Raw genomic sequence first — 16,904 nt, forward strand, 5'->3', positions numbered from 1 at the left:
CATGCAAAATCTCAACATTCCCGAGTCCAAGAAAGAACGAGTAGTAATCATCGGTGGAGGATTTGGGGGATTGACAATCGCTAAGAAATTGTCAACGGAGGAGTTTCAAGTGGTATTGATCGACAAACACAACTACCACACTTTTCAACCTTTACTGTATCAAGTAGCAACGGCAGGATTGGAGCCAGATTCCATTGCCTACCCGCTTCGAAAGATCTTCCAAAAAAAGAAAGAATTTTACTTCCGCGTGGCATGTGCAGAAGAGATTGATGAAGAAGGTGGAATACTCAGAACCGACAGAGGGAATGTTCGATTTGATCACTTGATTATTGCCACGGGTAGTACGACGAACTACTTTGGCAATGTGAAGATTCAATCGCATTCTATGCCGATGAAAAGCCTCCCTGAAGCCTTGGACTTGCGCAGTTTGATTCTTCAGAACTTTGAAGCATCTCTCCTCACTTCCAATTTACACGAGAGAGAGCGCTTGATGAATTACGTGATTGTAGGCGGTGGCCCCACCGGTGTGGAACTCGCTGGATCCTTAGGCGAACTCAAACTTCACGTACTACCGCAAGATTATCCAGATCTCGACTTCAGAAGAATGTCGATTCACTTACTGGAAGCTTCACCTCGCTTACTCAATGGAATGAGCGATAGAGCTAGTGAACTTGCCAAAAAAGGTTTGGAGAAACTACACGTTCAAGTGTGGACGGATACCATGGTGAAGGACTACGACGGGGAAAAGGTAAGTACTGTCAACAAAGAACTGCCCGCCAGTACCCTGATCTGGGCTGCTGGGGTAACTGGTGTCATTTTTAAGGGAATTCCTGACTCTTCTATCGAAAGAGGACGCATTAAAGTGGATGAATTCAACCGTGTAAACGGAATGAAAAACGTTTATGCCGTAGGTGACGTCGCTGTTATGCTAACCGATAAAACGCCTAAGGGTCACCCTATGGTTGCGCCCGTAGCCGTTCAACAGGGAAAATTACTTACTAAAAACCTGATCCGTCAAAGAAAGGGACAAGCGCTCAAACCTTTCTCCTATTTCAACAAAGGCAGCATGGCTACTATCGGCAGGAACAAAGCTGTAGTCGATTTTGCAGGAATGCACATTGGAGGCTTTGCAGCTTGGTTAATTTGGATGTTTATCCACTTGATGGAGCTCGTTGGATTTAGAAATCGACTCGTAGCCCTAGTCAATTGGTCTACGTCCTATTTCTCGTACGATCGCGGTATTCGCCTAATCGTCCGACCTTTCAACAGAACAACCAAAAAGGTAGAAGAAGATGTGCACACTAACGTACCTACCGACGAATAATGGGTTCATAGTCACGCAAAACAGGGACGAGTCGCCTTTGCGCGGTAAGCCCATCTTTCCGTATAAAAGTGAATCTCCCCTTGCTCACTATCCCAAAGATCCAGATGGCGACGGAACTTGGATGGCGGCCACCAAGGATACCGTTGTATGCGTACTCAACGGCGCTTTCGAACCCCACGAAAGACATTTACCCTATAAACACAGCAGAGGGTTACTACCTCTTCTTATCCTCAACCGTCCCGACCACGAGTTAAAACTCTCCGATGCCGAAGAACTTGAGCCCTTCTCGGTATTCATCTTTAATTCTAAATACGTAAGGCGTTACACTTGGGACGCTCAAGACCTTTACTTGGAGGAATTCTCTCCTTCAGATCGCCACATCTTTCAAAGTGCTCCCCTCTACTCTCCAGCTATGCAATCCCTACGAAGCGACTGGTTCTTTAATTGGTCTATTATCCATCCTACTCCCCATCCGAAGGATATCCTTGAATTCCATCTCTTAGGCGGTGAGGGAAATGGTGAAACCGACATCTGCATGTATCGTCCGGGTGTTCAAACCACAGCCATCACACAGGTAGTGTGTACTCCTCTTTCTACCACCTATTCCTACCGAAACCTCCTTTCCGACGAAGAAGGAGAAATTTCTTTTTAAAATTTTTCATCGGCGGAAAGCCTTGTAAATACTGGCATATAATACTTTACACTGTCACAGTACTATCTTTTTTACAGTACTTTGTATTGCATAGTACTGTATTCTTTATATATTTGACCTATCAACACAAACTAAAACACATGAAAACGAAACTAACCGCCGTCTTTATTATCGTCCTTTCTTGGGTCGGTATGGCCCAAACTCCAAGTGTAGATCTTCACAAATACCTCGATAGACAAGAAGGAGTATTCAGCATGAGTTTGAATACTTCCATTGAAGACTTCTTTGATGGTCAATTGGATATTGATGAGAGAGATTTCCAAATTGAAGGAGATGCTTCTAAGATTCAGTTAAGCATCATATCAGATGATGCCGATACAGAATCCATCTATCACCATGTAACCTCTTCACTCCGATCAGCAAATCTCGAGAGGATCAGTATAGAAGAAGACGGTGAAAAAGTGACCCTTTGGATGGTTCGAAATGGCGATATCGTCACTGAAATCCACGCCATAATCATAGACAAAGATGATCCTAAAGGACTGATTATTGCCACCTTACTAGGAGAATTCGTTGTAGAAGAATAGAGCTCATGAATATTGACAACACAAAAGCACAAATGCGGAAAGGGGTACTTGAAATGTGCATCCTATCCGCCCTCCAAAACACCGATGCCTACGCATCCGATATCATCGACATGCTCAAAGAAGGGAAGATGATTGTGGTGGAAGGAACGCTCTACCCCCTACTCACGCGTCTCAAAAATGCCGGCCTACTCGCCTATCGATGGGAAGAGAGTAAAAGTGGACCACCTCGCAAATACTACAGTATCACAAGCGATGGGGTGAAATTTCTAAAAGAATTACAAGTAACTTGGGATGAGTTAGTTAAGGCCGTAGCTGTTACTACCTCAAAGAAAGCATAAGCCATGAATAAGACAATCAACATTAACCTTGCTGGAATCATCTTTCACGTTGATGAGGAAGCCTATGCAGTCTTGACCGACTACCTCAGAAAACTGAAAGCACAATTCAACCGTCAAGAAGGCGGAGATGAAATCATGATGGACATTGAAGCGCGTCTCGCCGAATTGTTCACAGAGAGAATGGGCGAAACTCGTCAGGTGATTAGTCTCGCCGATGTGGAAGCAACCATTGAAATAATGGGACAGCCGGAAGACTATGCCGATCCAGATGCCGAAGAAGAAATGAACGGTTCTTCCTCTGGTCAGTCCACTTCTAGCGATTACCGCACGTACCGTGCTCCTCGTCGCTTGTACCGCGATCCAGATGACAACATTTTGGGTGGTGTGTGTTCTGGCCTAGCAGCGTATATGAACACCGACCCTATTTGGATTCGCCTTGCCTTTGTGGCTCTCGTGATTGGTGCAGGAACCGGATTCTGGTTGTACATCATTCTGTGGATCGTTATTCCTGAAGCGAAGACCACAGCTCAAAAGTTGCAGATGCGCGGTGAAAAAATCAACATCTCCAACATTGAGAAATCGGTTCGAGAGGAGTTGAAAAACGTTGGAGAATCACTCAACAAACTCGGCAAGGATGGTCGAATTAAAAAAGGTGGCAACCGCATTGCCAATGCCGTTGAAGAATTGGTGGAGACCCTCTTGAAAATCATCGGAGCCATTCTGAAGTTTGTCTTCAAACTGATTGGAATTGCCTTTCTGATTATTGCCGTTGTAGTTCTTGTAGTACTATTCAGTGCAGCAGTTGGACATGGAATAAACATCCAAGGTTCCAACGTTGGACTAACAGAAATCTACAGCTACATCACAGCATTCTTGCCTACGGGTTATTCCGAAACTTTTGTATGGACTGCCTTTGTTCTACTGTTGATCGCTCCAATTGTCGGACTGATTACAGCGAGTTCTAAGATTCTATTCAACTACAAACTGAGCAATAAACCATTGATCACTTTAGCTGGATTGATGTCCCTAAGTGGAATTGTGATGTTCCTCATCTTAGGATTCGCCAGTGCAAGAGAGTTTGAAGGAAGAGAAACGGATACCTCGCAGTTCGCGGTACAGAATGCCACGGTGGAAAACGCCATTCAACTGAAGCTTTCTGAGGCTGTCTATGACGTTCCTTACGACAGCGAAGTGTACATCGACAATGATAAACACATCATTATTAGTGAAGTAGACCTAGATGTTCGCCGAACAAGAGAAAGTACTCCATACGTTGAAGTAACGCGCAAAAGTCATGGTAGAAGTAGAAACCACGCATCAGAATTGGCTAGCCGAATTGAATTCGACATCATGCAAGAGGGCAATACCATTTTCATGGATGAGTTTCTACGTGTGGACCTAGACGATCGTTTCCGTGGACAAGAAGTGGACGTTGTTCTCTACCTACCTGAAGGTTACAGTGTATATCTCGACTACAGTGTGCGTAAAATCATCAACGACATAGACAACGTAACAGACACCTACGATCCCTACATGGTGGAACACGTTTGGATGATGACCAGCAAAGGACTGGCGTGTGCGGACTGTGACGACTACTCTAAGGATAAACCTAGAGAGGATCTGGAGAATGATGAATGGGAAAAAGAGTGGATCAATGAAGCCGAACAGATGGAAAAGGAGTTAGAAAAGGCTCCACCCGCTCCGATTCCTGCCATCAATGAAGTTCGTGAGGAACTCCCACAACGTTCCGCGAGCAACATCACCACAGAGGTGCTTCGCGAAACTCCGTTCACCGAATCACTGATCTAATAACTCACCACCTACCTAACCAAAAAATGCCACCCCAGGGTGGCATTTTCTCTTTTAGTACTATTCCATTATTCCTGAGATTCTAATGCTTTCTTGCGGGCTTTCTTCTTGTCAGCTCTCATGTTCAAAAGCTCTACAATCAATGAGTAAGCCACTGCGAAGTAGATATATCCCTTCGGAACTTCAACTCCCAATCCTTCTGAAATCAACACTGTTCCAATCAAAATCAAAAAGCTCAAAGCCAGAATCTGAAGAGAGACGTGCTTTTCGATGAAATCGGCAATCCGCTTCGCGAAGATGAGCATCACAATCAAGGAAACGATCACTGCAGCAATCATAATGGAGATCTCGTTAGTCATACCGATAGCCGTTAGAATGCTGTCAAATGAAAAGACAATGTCTAACAATGCAATTTGAACAATGGCCGACACAAGCCCTAAGTTCACTTGCTTCTTGACTTTCTGTTCTTCCGTCTCTGACTCCGGCTGTATCTTCTTGTGAATCTCCTTTGTACTCTTGGCCAAGAGGAAGAGTCCACCGATCATCAACACTAAATCTCGACCTGTAATTTCACTGATCAAACCCGGTCCCTCAGCCCAAATTGGATCGGTGAACTGGATAATCCACGTGATACCCAACAACATGATAATCCGAAATACCAATGCCAGTAAAATGCCCATCGTTCTGGCCTTACTACGCTCGCGCTCTGGCAGTTTATTCGAGAGAATACTAATAAAGATGATGTTGTCTATTCCCAACACGATCTCGAGAAAGGCAAGGGTCAAAAAGGCGATCAAGCCATCAAGAGTGAGGAGTGCATCCATACGTTCAGATATCAATTACATTCAAAAACGCTGCAAGATAAGTGAGTGTGGCATAAAATTACACCACCGCCATACGTAAGTACTTTCTTACATCATGTCTATAGATTATATTCGCCGTACGAGACTTCAATGAATGGGGACCAGCTTTCAATTTAGTACACCTCTAGACTCCAATGTTTTAGACGATTTCTATCAAGGAGATCTGTCTTATGCATTGATGATGTTTGAAATTTGCATTGAGCAGATGCCCATTGAAGTTGTTCAGTTGAAAGAAGAAATAGAGCACAACTCTCCAGAGGGGTGCCGTAAAATCCTTCATAAGATCAAACCGACTTTCGGAATGATCGGCAATGAGCCTCTTTCAGCGCACATCGCAATGATAGAAAAGAGAATAGCAGGCGGCGGTGTAACAATATCCGATGTTCAGGATGAATTGTTGAGCATTGTTGAAGAAATTCAAGAAACTCTATTACTTTTAGAGCAGGAATCCACGAACCTTAAGCGACACTTGAACCTGTGAGTACCCTTCGTACCATTATTATTGAGGATGATCCTATTGCACAAAAGAACCTTGAACACTTGTGCAGTAAGGACGATAGGCTCGAACTGTTGAAGTGCTTCGGAAATAGCGAAGACGCTATCGACTTCATGACGTCCAACGACGTGGATCTGATTTTTCTAGACGTAGAACTACCTGGTGAAAGTGGATTGGACATGTTGGAGAATTCTCCAGCGCTTCCTCAAGTCATTTTTGCGACTTCAAACAAAGAATACGCCTTCGACGCGTTTCAATTTGAGGCCACCGACTTCCTTAAAAAGCCCATCTCTGCTGGTAAATTTGAAATGAGCGTTTCGAAAGCTGCCAAACGAGCAGAAGAAGCGCCAACACGCAGAGAGAAACCAAATTACATCTTTGTAAAGTCGGATGGTCGTCTCGTGCGCATCATGATTCAAGATATCTTGTTTATCGAAAATGTGGGAGATTACGTGAAAGTGGTGACCAGCAATGGAAACTACATCACCTACAACACCATGAGGGCGGTAGATGCGAAGCTATCTGACTACGATTTCTTTAAGGTTCACCGCTCCTTCATTGTGAACCTCAGCAAGGTGGTTGACATTGAAGATAATTCATTGGTAATTGGAACCACGGTTATTCCAATTAGTCGATCAAACCGCCAAGGTTTGATGGACCGCCTGAATTTACTTTAGTCCTCGCCCTCTCCGTTATCCATTCATCGAAGTTTTCTGTCCGTTTGTCGAAAGAAGGGGTGTAAGCGATTCAATTGTCAGCACATTTGTCCCATCAAATAGAGCAAGATGGGTCATATTCTTATTGCAGACGATCATGTGTTCTTGTTAAGAGCTCTTTCTATTCTCCTCTCTAAGGAAGGATATACGTTTGAGTTGGCCGAAAACGGTCAGCAAGCCATTGATCTTTTTGAACGAGGAAGTTTCGACGCGGTAGTTACCGATATCGACATGCCCATTAAGAATGGTTATGAATTGATTCAACACATCCGCACCGGCGTGAAGAACTCCATTCCAATTATTGTCCTTTCCTCGCTCATTCAAGGTTCGGAGAACACCAACATCATTGGTGATTCAGGTGCGTCCATGTACCTTTCTAAAACGGATTCTCCCATTGGTATTTTAAGTGCACTAGAATCTGTTCTCGCGCAAGCTTCCTAATAAACACGACATACGATCACACAAAAAAAGGCTCTCATGAAAATGAGAGCCTTTTCTTTTTAGGAAACTGAATATCCACTTACAGTACGCCATATTTGGCCGCGTATTCAAGCATCTGCTCTGTGAAACTTGATGGATAGCTCAACTCCACATCTACAGCTTCACCGTTCTCCATTACTGGAGTAAGAATCGGATTGACGAATCCACTGTAAGGTGCAATGTTAAGCGCTTCTGCTCTCACCAATACCTCACGGTGTAGTTCGTGGTCTACTTTCACTCCGTAGTTCTCTACTAAAGCTCTACCAGCAGTATAATCACCTTCCGATTTAATGCGCTGAATCTCTCGAAGCAATTCACCAAACAATTCTCGGAGTCGCTCGTAGTTATTAATCACAAAGTAGGTTTTACCGTCTACTACTTTGCGCTCAATTACATTCTCTTCTTTCCCCATCTCATAGGCCCATGAAGCCACAAGCTGACGGTTTCTCATGTGATCCTCTTCCAAGTTCTCACCGGGCTTAAGTCGACGCAATTGAAGCATCATGCCGTTGCGGATATAGCTATTGTATTCTGCTTTACCCGGACCATCGTTCTCCACCAATCCCATCTCAATCAAGTGTGGATCCATGATGTAATAAAGGGCAACAAGGTCAGCTCTTGCTTCCTCCAGCGTAGAAGAGTAGTTCTTCAATGTCTCTTTCGGAGTGCCTACGCCAGGGTTCAATCGACCAGAAGCATGACCAATCACTTCATGAAGTGCAGTGTGAAGCTTAGACCCCATTTCACCATACTTCTCAGCAATTTCTCGCTCTTCTGTAGAGAAGGCAAACTCCTTTAAGAAACCTTCACCCGTAGCTTGTTCGTACGCCATTTCGATGTTGCCCAAACTCACCGACTTAGAACCGTGCTCTGCACGAATCCAGTTCGCATTCGGAAGGTTTACACCAATAGGAGTACTTGGACTAGCATCACCAGCTTCCCCAGCCACATTGATAATGCGATAAGAAATCCCCTTTACTTCTGCTTTCTTGTGCTCGTCCATAATTGGAGAGTTATCTTCAAACCACTGTGCTGCACTGCTCACAACGGCCATGCGCTCAGACGCTTCAAAGTCGCGCACTTGAACAATAGTCTCGTAGCTACCTCTATACCCCAATGGGTCGTTGTACACTTCGATGAAACCGTTGATGTAATCAATATCTCCTTCCGTGGCATTTACCCATGCGATGTTGTACTCATCCCATTTGGCGAGATCTCCAGTTTGATAGTACTCTATGAGAAGTTCAAGCGCTTGTGCTTGTGATTCATTCTCCGCGTATCTAACGGCTTCAGACAAATGACCCACCACTTTAGAAATGGCATCGCCGTACAAACCATCTACTTTGTAGACCGCTTCTGAAAGAGTACCGTCTTCGTTGCGAACGATCTTACTATTCAAACCCAATGAAATTGGGCGTTCTGGATCACCCGCTGATTTCTCCTTGTAGAAGTTTACCACTTCTTCTTCGGTAACATCCGGATCATAGAAGTTTACGGCTGACGCAAGCAGGAGATCACTGTTTGGATCTTTGGAAACTTTCTTGGCATCGTAGGTCGGATCGAAGATTGCTCTTCTCGCCTCTGCAGAAATACTCAAACCCCTCTCTTCCAAAAGCGAATTGAAGAACTCTTCTGAAAAGCCCGGTTCAAACTTCTGATTGCTATAGTGATGGTGAATACCATTAGAGAACCATACTCTCTTGGCATACACTTGAAAAGCCTCCCATTCTGATGATGCTTCATCGGAATTGTGATTCGCCATGATGTCATCAATGATGTGGCGAATTTCCAGGTTGTGACGATAATTCGTAGCGTATATGATATCTCTACCCGCCAAGCCAGCTTCTGTCAAATGGTACACGAGCATCTTCTGCTGAGTGCTCAACTTATCGAAGCCTGGCACTTGATAGCGAAGTATTCGCAAGTCTTCAAATTGTTCCAATTGCCATTGAAATGAGTCGTCGTGTTGCGCTTCCATAGTACTTGAAGGTGACTGCTCAGCAGGGTTACATCCGACGAGAGCTCCGGATACTGCAAAAGCATAGATCCAATTATTATTCATGGTTTTAATTTTGAACGATGCCCTAAGATATAGCAAATAATGTGTCTCCGAATCGAATCTGACCACTTCCTCTGTTAAGTCTACCTCGAAGTTGTACTTTTGAAAGGCTTAAAGACAAACTATGCGCACGCTTCGAATTATCATGATTGTTTTGGCTACGATGATGGTAGCCTTCTTCATTTGGAATTTGACTCTCACAGGAACGTATAAAGTAAGTGCATCCACGCAAATTAACGCTCCCCTTCAAGATGTTAGAGGTCAGATTAACAACCTCGCAAATTGGGAACAATGGTCTACCTTCCTGACCCGAGACACCACTTTGATGATTACCTATTCCACTCCGAGTGCTGGAGAACGAGCATGGGTTACTTGGAAGCACCCTGAAGGTCCGGGTGGGCGAATGGAAATAATGAAAATTGATTCGAATCAAACGGAGTGCTTGATAACTCTGGATGGATTCAAGGGAGCGAAAAGTCTATTGACCTTTGAAGCGAAGGAAAATTCAACCCAACTCATTTGGGAAGTGGAAGGCGAACTTCCCTTTTATGCACGTTTCATGAAAGCCGGTTATGAAAACCGCGTTGTGAAGGATTTGATTACAACCAGTCAAAACTTGAATGCACACTTGGCAAATGGCGGTGTCATTGAAGTGGAAGATCCGCTAGATGGAGAATCAGAGGAAGAAGACATCCGCGATTCTACACTCGATTCAACAACTCAGAACACCGTTGAGCTCACCCAAAGCATTGTAGAAGGACCTTGGGAAGCGCTTACTTTCTATTATGTAGAAATCGAATCAACACTTGGAAAAGTAACTTGGGACAAATGCCTAGAATCGTACGTGGAAGTGCAAGAGTATTTAGGAGAAGCGGCTACCAATCAACCGATGTTCCTCATGTATGATGTATACGATGAAAAGCACGACTATGTGATGCTTCAAGTGGGCATGATTGTAGACGTTGATTTGCCTCGCTCTTCTAGAAAGGTTAAGTCCTCCGTTATACGTCAGGGTTTATTTGTAGAGAGAGAACAATTCGAGAACCTCGGCAAATTACATTACGGCGATGTTGAGTTAGACGCGTATTTGTCCACTCACGGATACCAAATGCATGGAAGAGTTTTCGAGCGTGTTTTATTGGATGAGAACTTGAAGCCCATTCATCGATTCGTCCGCTACCCAGTGATGAGCAACTCCGAAACGGTAGCTAGCAACTAACGCGTTTCCCAGCGTTTTCTGAAGTATTCGTACAAGGAGGTATTCATCATCAACAAGGCCATGGCGTAGAAAACGTCATCCGCTGGAATGGTCCCTAATCGATAGCCCAAATTGTGGGCATCATTGTACCAAACAACTTCTTCTTCCAACCCCATTCCAGTAAGGAAACCGTTCACAATTCCGAAAGGGATGAGAACAATGACAAATGCGCGATAAAAGGACGGCAACCACTCCACTTTCCACAAGTGAACATGGCCAAGCATGAGCAGCCCCAATAGGCTAAACGTGCTTACTGTATACCACGCTCCCCAACTTAAAATGGCGATGGCAATAGAGAGCCATGCAAAGTATTGCGTAAGCATCTGCGCTTGACCTTGGGTAATCCACGCTCGTGGAAAAAAATAGTCCATTACCCGGTAAATGAACACGCAACTAAAAGGCACGAAAACGAAGAACATCCACTCTTCAATGGGAAGACCAAAAATGTAGAATCCAGTTAAGTACTTTGGGTTAAATCCCCAAATTCCCATTTCTGTAAAGGCTACATCCCACGGAATAAAAACCAACATGGTAATTCCAATGGATGTAAAGAGTGATTTGAAACTCTTGTAATACGCAACCTTAGTTTCGAAGCTTCGCGTCAAGGGACCGAGAAGCGTCAAGATCATTAAGGTGAGATAGAAGTATGGAGATTCTAAACTCATGAAGTCTTCGATTGCTTCATTCGCTTGCGTTCCTCCAAGAAGTATTTAAATGGAAATAGGAGCATGCCAAAACTTTCACCATCGTGTTTGGTGAGGTGTTTATGGTGCATTTTATGTGCTCTTCTCGCTGCTTTCAAATAAGTGATATTGCTGTTGCGCAACCACTTGAATCGCTGGTGAATAAACACCTCGTGCACCAAGAAATACGCAATTCCATAGGCTAGAATTCCGAATCCAGCCGCATTCAACAATTCCCAACCGTAGAAGGTTCCGAACATAATGCTCAGCATACTTGGAACAGCAAAAATGAGGAAGAAAGCATCGTTCTTCTCAAAGAAACCTGGCTCCTTCACATGGTGATCTTTATGCAACGACCACAAAAAGCCGTGCATCACATACTTGTGTGTGGCCCAAGCTACAAACTCCATGAACACAAACGTTCCGATAAAAACCAATGCCGTCATCATTCTTCTGAATCCTTTAATTTGCGAATAGCTTCCAAACTCTCTTCTACATGAGCAGAAGATCGGGTTTGCGAATCAAAAACGTGTTGTATAATTCCACTTTCGTCCATCACAAATGTAACCCGTCCAGGTATCAATCCGAACAAATCTCCCTTCACTCCAAAAGATTTACGGACCACATTTGAAGTATCAGACAATAAGGTAAAAGGCAAGTTGTGCTTTTTGGCAAAGGCCGTATGAGACTCTGGACTATCAGCACTTATTCCGATCACGCGAGCTCCCGCCTTCTCAAAAACCTCATAACTATCTCTAAATGAACAAGCCTCTCGGGTACACCCAGGCGTATCGTCTTTAGGATAGAAATAAATCACTACGGGGCCATTCCCCAAGAGTGATGCAGTGGTTACCGTATCACCGTTCTGATCTAGTAAAGAAAAGTCGGGAATACGTTCGCCTACAGTAAGTTGTGCCATAGCTGTACTAGAGATAAGAATTGAAAGGATTGCAATTAGCTTTCTCATTGATCTACGAACGTAATCCCGACCTAATTGTTCGGATGGAACAAAAAAATTATGCCTTCTCAACGCGCTTTAGCGTTTCAAGAAGGAAGCCCCAGAATTTCTGTACGGAGCTGATTTGAACTTTTTCATCTGGAGAATGTGCTCCACGTATGTTCGGTCCAAAACTGATCATCTCCATTCCCGGGTAACGATCTCCCAACAAACCACACTCCAATCCAGCGTGACATGCTAATACATTGGCCTCTTCACCATACAATTCGGCGTAGAGTGCACGCATGGTTTTTAGGATTTGAGAACTTGGATCTGGAGTCCATCCTGGATAGCTTCCGCTAAAAACTACGTCTGCACCTACCAATTGAAGGGCAGCTTTGATGCCATTAGCGTGATCCATCTTTTCTGTATCTACAGAGCTTCTGGTCAAGCACAATATTTTACCCTCACCCTCTTTCACCTCTACTCGAGCCAAGTTGTTGGAGGTTTGAACCAAATCTTCAATATCTGGACTCATGCGATGGATTCCATTTGGAACGGCGTAAATCGCATTCATCATCTTCACTTGATCCTCACGAGTCATCATACGTTCAGATGCTTCCCCTTCTGCCCATTCAATCGACAAGTTGGGATCGGTCGTTTTATACTCTGGAAGAATATCGTCCATGGCGCTCTTCAACGCTGTGGTAATCACACCTTCGTCGGTTCCTACAATGGCAACCTTTGCAAAAGCCTCACGCGGAATGGCATTTCTCAATGAACCACCGTCAATACTCACCACACGTACGTCTGCTACTTCATTGAGGCGAAAAAGCACACGATTCAAGATCTTATTAGCATTGCCTAAGCCTTTGTGGATGTCCATTCCACTGTGACCTCCATTCAATCCTCTAACCGTTAGTACGCGACCTGCCATACCCTTGGAAACAGCCTCTGTAGCATACTTCCAGGTGGCCGTAATATCAACACCGCCTGCACATCCAATCGACAATTCATCGTCATCCTCAGTGTCTAAGTTGAGGAGCAATTTACCTTCCAACCAGTTCTGACGAAGCTCTTGTGCTCCCGTCATTCCCGTTTCCTCATCAATGGTGAAAATTGCTTCCAGAGGAGGGTGCTGAATGGTCTTGCTTTCCAGAAGAGCCATGATGGCGGCTACACCCATACCATTATCTGCCCCTAGAGTTGTGCCCCTCGCTTTTACCCAATCTCCATCCACATACATGTCGATGCCTTCGGTTTCGAAATCGTGATTGGTACCAGCGTTCTGCTGGCAAACCATATCGAGGTGAGATTGAAGAACAACAACTCTACGATCTTCCATACCCGCAGATGCAGGCTTGCGGATGAGAACGTTGCCCACTTCGTCCTTCTCTGTTTCTAATCCGAGAGATTTCCCAAACTCCATCATAAAGGCAATGACTTGCTCTTCTTTTTTAGATGGACGGGGAACGGCATTCAATGCAGCAAATTGCTTCCAAACCTCTGCAGGTTCAAGCGATGTGATCTGACTCATTATATCGACTTTTATATGATTCCATTGTGGTTTTGCGAAGGTACCCCTCCTACTTTCCCCACACAAATTGTACGCTCTGAACAACGTCAGGGTGCAAACTTTTAGCAACCGGACAAGCTCTACCCGCGGCTTCGAGAATTCGTTGTGTCTCTTCTGGGAAATTATGCGGAATACGAAGGGTTAGCCCAATTTCGCCCACTCTTCGAGGATTGGACTCCATGACTTTCTCTACATCAATCTCTGTCCCTTCTAAATCCAGGTCCATCGACCTAGCCTTGATGCCCATAATGGTAATCATACAAAGCCCGAGAGAAGTAGACATTAAATCAGTGGGAGAAAACGCTTCTCCCCTGCCATTGTTATCCGTAGGTGCATCAGTTTCTAGGCCTTTGCCCGACTTCAAGTGAACGGCCTCGCAGTGCAATCCACCAGTATAGGTAATCTTAGAAATTGGCATTCGCTCTTCGTTTATTACAGATTTTCATCAAAGATAGAACTCATTCTGCCTCCTCTTGAACTTTGAATATCTTAGAGTGTTAGATACACCTATGCAATCCACTCGATACAAGAAATACGAGCCCAAAGAGAAATCTCCCTTTGAGCGATTATTGGACATTTTCAGAGAGCTTATCACCTACACCTCTGGTGATGTGGATGTAGCGCTCGACTGGCTTCGGGAGCTAGATGCCGAATATCAACTCACCGACGAGAACTATACGATTGACGATTTTATTGAAGACTTGAAAGCGAAGGGATTCCTCCGAGAAGAAATTGATCCCGATGCCTACGGAAACGATGGAGATGGTCAAGGTAACGGTGGTCGACTTTCCATTACAGCCAAAACTGAACAACTGATTCGAAAAGGTGCTCTGGATCAAATCTTTGGAAAGCTCAAGAAGTCTGGTGAGGGAAACCACAAAACACCTTTCTCTGGTCGTGGAGATGAGAAGACCGGTGATTATCGCCCCTACCAATTTGGAGATGCACTCGACAGTATTTCGATGACCGAGAGCTTGAGGAATTCACAAATCAATCATCCACATTCCGATTTTGGATTGACGGAAGACGACTTGGTAGTGGAGGACACGCATTACCGCGCTCAAATGTCAACCGTGTTAATGATTGACATCTCACATTCCATGATCCTTTACGGTGAAGATCGAATTACACCGGCTAAAAAAGTGGCCATGGCCTTAAGTGAGTTGATTAAAACGCGCTATCCAAAGGATACTTTAGATGTGATCGTTTTCGGTAATGATGCTTGGCCCATCGACATTGCGGAATTGCCTTATTTGAAAGTGGGGCCCTATCATACCAATACGGTTGCCGGGTTAGAATTGGCCTTAGACATCTTGCGCCGAAAGAGGAATGCGAACAAGCAAATCTTCATGATCACCGATGGTAAACCCAGTTGCTTGAAAGAACGAGACGGCACATACTACAAAAACAGTATGGGATTGGACGATTACATCTTTGGGAAGTGCCTCAATATGGCCGCCCAAGCGCGCTCTTTGAAAATACCAATCACCACCTTCATGATTGCGCAAGACCCTTTTCTACAGCAATTTGTAAAAAGATTCACCGAAGCGAATAATGGGAAGGCCTTCTACACAGGACTTGACGGTTTAGGCTCTTTCATTTTTGAAGATTACGAAAAGAACAGACGAAAAAACATATAAATAATGGCTGCACCTACTGCAAGCAACTTAGGAGAATTAAAAAAATCAGGGTATCGTTCAAAGTCGATTAAAGATGAATTGAGAGACAATTTGCTCTCAGCGCTATCCAACGACGAACAGCCCTTTGAAGGGATTTGGGGATATGAGCACAGCGTCATTCCAGAATTGGAGCGTGCCATTCTTTCTCGTCACAACATAAATTTATTAGGCTTGCGCGGACAAGCGAAGACGCGACTGGCTCGTCTCATGACGGGATTGCTCGATGAGTGGATTCCCATAGTGAAAGGCTCCGAAATCAACGATGACCCACTGGCTCCTCTTTCTAGGTATGCGAAGGAACTCATTGATAAAGAAGGAGACAAAACACCCATCACGTGGATGCATCGCAACGAGAGGTATGCGGAAAAGCTCGCAACTCCAGATGTTACCGTAGCTGATCTCATTGGCGATGTTGACCCGATCAAAGCAGCAAATCTCAAATTGAGTTATGCCGATGATCGCGTGATCCATTACGGGATGATCCCGCGTGCGAACCGCTGCATATTTGTCATCAATGAACTTCCGGACTTACAAGCGCGAATCCAAGTGGCTCTCTTCAACATATTACAAGAAGGAGATATCCAAATTCGCGGGTTTAAACTGCGACTTCCTCTCGACTTGCAATTTGTCTTTACAGCCAACCCAGAAGACTATACCAATAGAGGTTCAATTGTAACACCGTTAAAAGACCGAATTGGTAGTCAGATTTTAACGCACTACCCTGAAACGCGCGACATCGCGAAGCGCATCACGCAGCAGGAAGCCAAACTTTCAGATGCTCAGAAAAAGCACATTCGCATTCCTTCTCTCGTACCGGACTTATTGGAACAAATCGCCTTTGAAGCGCGTGAAAATGAATACATCGACGCGAAGAGTGGCGTATCGGCTCGAATGACGCTCACCGCGATGGAAAACTTGATGTCGTCTGCCGAAAGAAGAATGGCTATCAATAAGGAAGGAAACACCTCCCTACGACTTCACGATTTTAATGGGGTAATTCCAAGCATCACTGGAAAAGTAGAGCTCGTTTACGAAGGAGAGCAAGAAGGTGCGGCTGGAGTAGCTGAAAGTTTGATCGGTGCAGCCGTCAAAACCATCTTTCCTGAGATCTTCCCTCCTATCGCCAAGTTGAAAAGAGCCGACGAAGACAATCCATACCTCGGTATCATCAATTGGTTCGCCGAAGGGAAGTCTCTCGACATCAACGACGACCTCTCAGATGATAGCTTCAGAGCCACTTTAGACAGAGTTGGTCCTCTGGGAGATTTTGTGGATAGTAAGCACCGCGATTCGAACCTCGATGATCGATACTTCTACATGGAACTCGTGCTTTGGGGATTAGCAGAACACGCTAAACTCGGTAGAGATCGTCTGCTTTCAGGTATTCAGTTTAATGACCTTTTTGCTAGTTACTTGTCGGGAATGAGAGATGAGGAATGAGAAGTGA

The 16,904-nt window shown here is 44.6% G+C and carries 18 protein-coding genes; 11 read left to right on the forward strand and 7 right to left on the reverse strand.

Annotation, left to right across the window (positions count from 1 at the left end):
* Position 1: 1 nt before the first annotated feature.
* The 5 genes from F8C82_RS05840 (at position 2) to F8C82_RS05860 (ending at position 4,710) form a co-directional block, all read left to right on the forward strand.
* Positions 2–1,324, forward strand: a complete 1,323-nt coding sequence (locus tag F8C82_RS05840; RefSeq protein WP_151692613.1) for an NAD(P)/FAD-dependent oxidoreductase — start codon at positions 2–4, stop codon at positions 1,322–1,324.
* On the forward strand, positions 1,293–1,976 hold the full coding sequence (locus F8C82_RS05845; protein WP_151692614.1) for an NRDE family protein: 684 nt from the start codon (positions 1,293–1,295) through the stop codon (positions 1,974–1,976). Before F8C82_RS05840 ends, F8C82_RS05845 begins: the two co-directional genes overlap by 32 nt.
* Positions 1,977–2,116: 140 nt before the next feature.
* The gene (locus tag F8C82_RS05850) at positions 2,117–2,563 is read left to right on the forward strand and encodes a DUF4252 domain-containing protein (RefSeq protein ID WP_151692615.1); all 447 of its coding nucleotides are present in this window, start codon (positions 2,117–2,119) and stop codon (positions 2,561–2,563) included.
* 5 nt (positions 2,564–2,568) lie between these two features.
* The gene (locus tag F8C82_RS05855; protein ID WP_151692616.1) at positions 2,569–2,901 is read left to right on the forward strand and encodes a PadR family transcriptional regulator; all 333 of its coding nucleotides are present in this window, start codon (positions 2,569–2,571) and stop codon (positions 2,899–2,901) included.
* 3 nt (positions 2,902–2,904) lie between these two features.
* The gene (locus F8C82_RS05860) at positions 2,905–4,710 is read left to right on the forward strand and encodes a PspC domain-containing protein (RefSeq protein ID WP_151692617.1); all 1,806 of its coding nucleotides are present in this window, start codon (positions 2,905–2,907) and stop codon (positions 4,708–4,710) included.
* Between the two features lie 68 nt (positions 4,711–4,778).
* Here F8C82_RS05860 and F8C82_RS05865 read toward each other — a convergent pair whose 3' ends face one another.
* On the reverse strand, positions 4,779–5,534 hold the full coding sequence (locus tag F8C82_RS05865) for a TerC family protein (protein WP_151692618.1): 756 nt from the start codon (positions 5,532–5,534) through the stop codon (positions 4,779–4,781).
* A gap of 133 nt (positions 5,535–5,667) precedes the next feature.
* Between F8C82_RS05865 and F8C82_RS05870 the strand changes: the two genes are divergently transcribed.
* From F8C82_RS05870 to F8C82_RS05880, 3 genes are all read left to right on the forward strand, one after another.
* Positions 5,668–6,054: an Hpt domain-containing protein gene (locus tag F8C82_RS05870; RefSeq protein WP_151692619.1), complete on the forward strand. Its 387-nt coding sequence runs from the start codon at positions 5,668–5,670 to the stop codon at positions 6,052–6,054.
* Positions 6,051–6,746, forward strand: a complete 696-nt coding sequence (locus F8C82_RS05875; protein ID WP_151692620.1) for a LytR/AlgR family response regulator transcription factor — start codon at positions 6,051–6,053, stop codon at positions 6,744–6,746. The genes F8C82_RS05870 and F8C82_RS05875 overlap by 4 nt, the downstream gene beginning before the upstream one ends.
* Positions 6,747–6,854: 108 nt before the next feature.
* Positions 6,855–7,226 (forward strand): response regulator, encoded by a 372-nt coding sequence (locus F8C82_RS05880; RefSeq protein WP_151692621.1) that lies wholly within the window; start codon positions 6,855–6,857, stop codon positions 7,224–7,226.
* A 79-nt stretch (positions 7,227–7,305) separates the two neighbouring features.
* On the opposite strand, the gene F8C82_RS05885 is transcribed toward F8C82_RS05880, so the two are convergent.
* Positions 7,306–9,327, reverse strand: a complete 2,022-nt coding sequence (locus tag F8C82_RS05885; RefSeq protein ID WP_151692622.1) for a dipeptidyl-peptidase 3 family protein — start codon at positions 9,325–9,327, stop codon at positions 7,306–7,308.
* Between the two features lie 121 nt (positions 9,328–9,448).
* Between F8C82_RS05885 and F8C82_RS05890 the strand changes: the two genes are divergently transcribed.
* Positions 9,449–10,543: an SRPBCC family protein gene (locus tag F8C82_RS05890; RefSeq protein WP_151692623.1), complete on the forward strand. Its 1,095-nt coding sequence runs from the start codon at positions 9,449–9,451 to the stop codon at positions 10,541–10,543.
* Here F8C82_RS05890 and F8C82_RS05895 read toward each other — a convergent pair.
* Genes F8C82_RS05895 through F8C82_RS05915 form a run of 5 tightly spaced genes read right to left on the reverse strand, consistent with a single transcriptional unit; the run spans position 10,540 to position 14,196 of the window.
* Complete coding sequence (locus tag F8C82_RS05895; RefSeq protein WP_151692624.1) at positions 10,540–11,247, reverse strand: lycopene cyclase domain-containing protein; 708 nt, start codon at positions 11,245–11,247, stop codon at positions 10,540–10,542. The genes F8C82_RS05890 and F8C82_RS05895 overlap by 4 nt on opposite strands.
* Positions 11,244–11,711 (reverse strand): sterol desaturase family protein, encoded by a 468-nt coding sequence (locus F8C82_RS05900; protein ID WP_223279483.1) that lies wholly within the window; start codon positions 11,709–11,711, stop codon positions 11,244–11,246. The genes F8C82_RS05895 and F8C82_RS05900 overlap by 4 nt, the downstream gene beginning before the upstream one ends.
* Positions 11,711–12,232, reverse strand: a complete 522-nt coding sequence (locus F8C82_RS05905; RefSeq protein ID WP_223279451.1) for a peroxiredoxin — start codon at positions 12,230–12,232, stop codon at positions 11,711–11,713. Before F8C82_RS05905 ends, F8C82_RS05900 begins: the two co-directional genes overlap by 1 nt.
* A gap of 49 nt (positions 12,233–12,281) precedes the next feature.
* Complete coding sequence (locus F8C82_RS05910) at positions 12,282–13,739, reverse strand: aminoacyl-histidine dipeptidase (RefSeq protein ID WP_151692625.1); 1,458 nt, start codon at positions 13,737–13,739, stop codon at positions 12,282–12,284.
* 49 nt (positions 13,740–13,788) lie between these two features.
* Positions 13,789–14,196 carry an OsmC family protein gene (locus F8C82_RS05915; protein ID WP_151692626.1) on the reverse strand — a complete coding sequence of 136 codons (408 nt, stop codon included), beginning with the start codon at positions 14,194–14,196 and terminating at the stop codon, positions 13,789–13,791.
* 91 nt (positions 14,197–14,287) lie between these two features.
* Here F8C82_RS05915 and F8C82_RS05920 point away from each other — a divergent pair, with 91 nt between their 5' ends.
* Both F8C82_RS05920 and F8C82_RS05925 read left to right on the forward strand, forming a co-directional pair.
* Complete coding sequence (locus F8C82_RS05920; protein ID WP_151692627.1) at positions 14,288–15,418, forward strand: vWA domain-containing protein; 1,131 nt, start codon at positions 14,288–14,290, stop codon at positions 15,416–15,418.
* Positions 15,419–15,421: 3 nt separating this feature from the next.
* Complete coding sequence (locus tag F8C82_RS05925; protein WP_151692628.1) at positions 15,422–16,897, forward strand: magnesium chelatase; 1,476 nt, start codon at positions 15,422–15,424, stop codon at positions 16,895–16,897.
* Positions 16,898–16,904 lie beyond the last annotated feature (7 nt).

It is taken from the genome of Phaeocystidibacter marisrubri (assembly GCF_008933165.1).
Classification (GTDB): domain Bacteria; phylum Bacteroidota; class Bacteroidia; order Flavobacteriales; family Schleiferiaceae; genus Phaeocystidibacter; species Phaeocystidibacter marisrubri.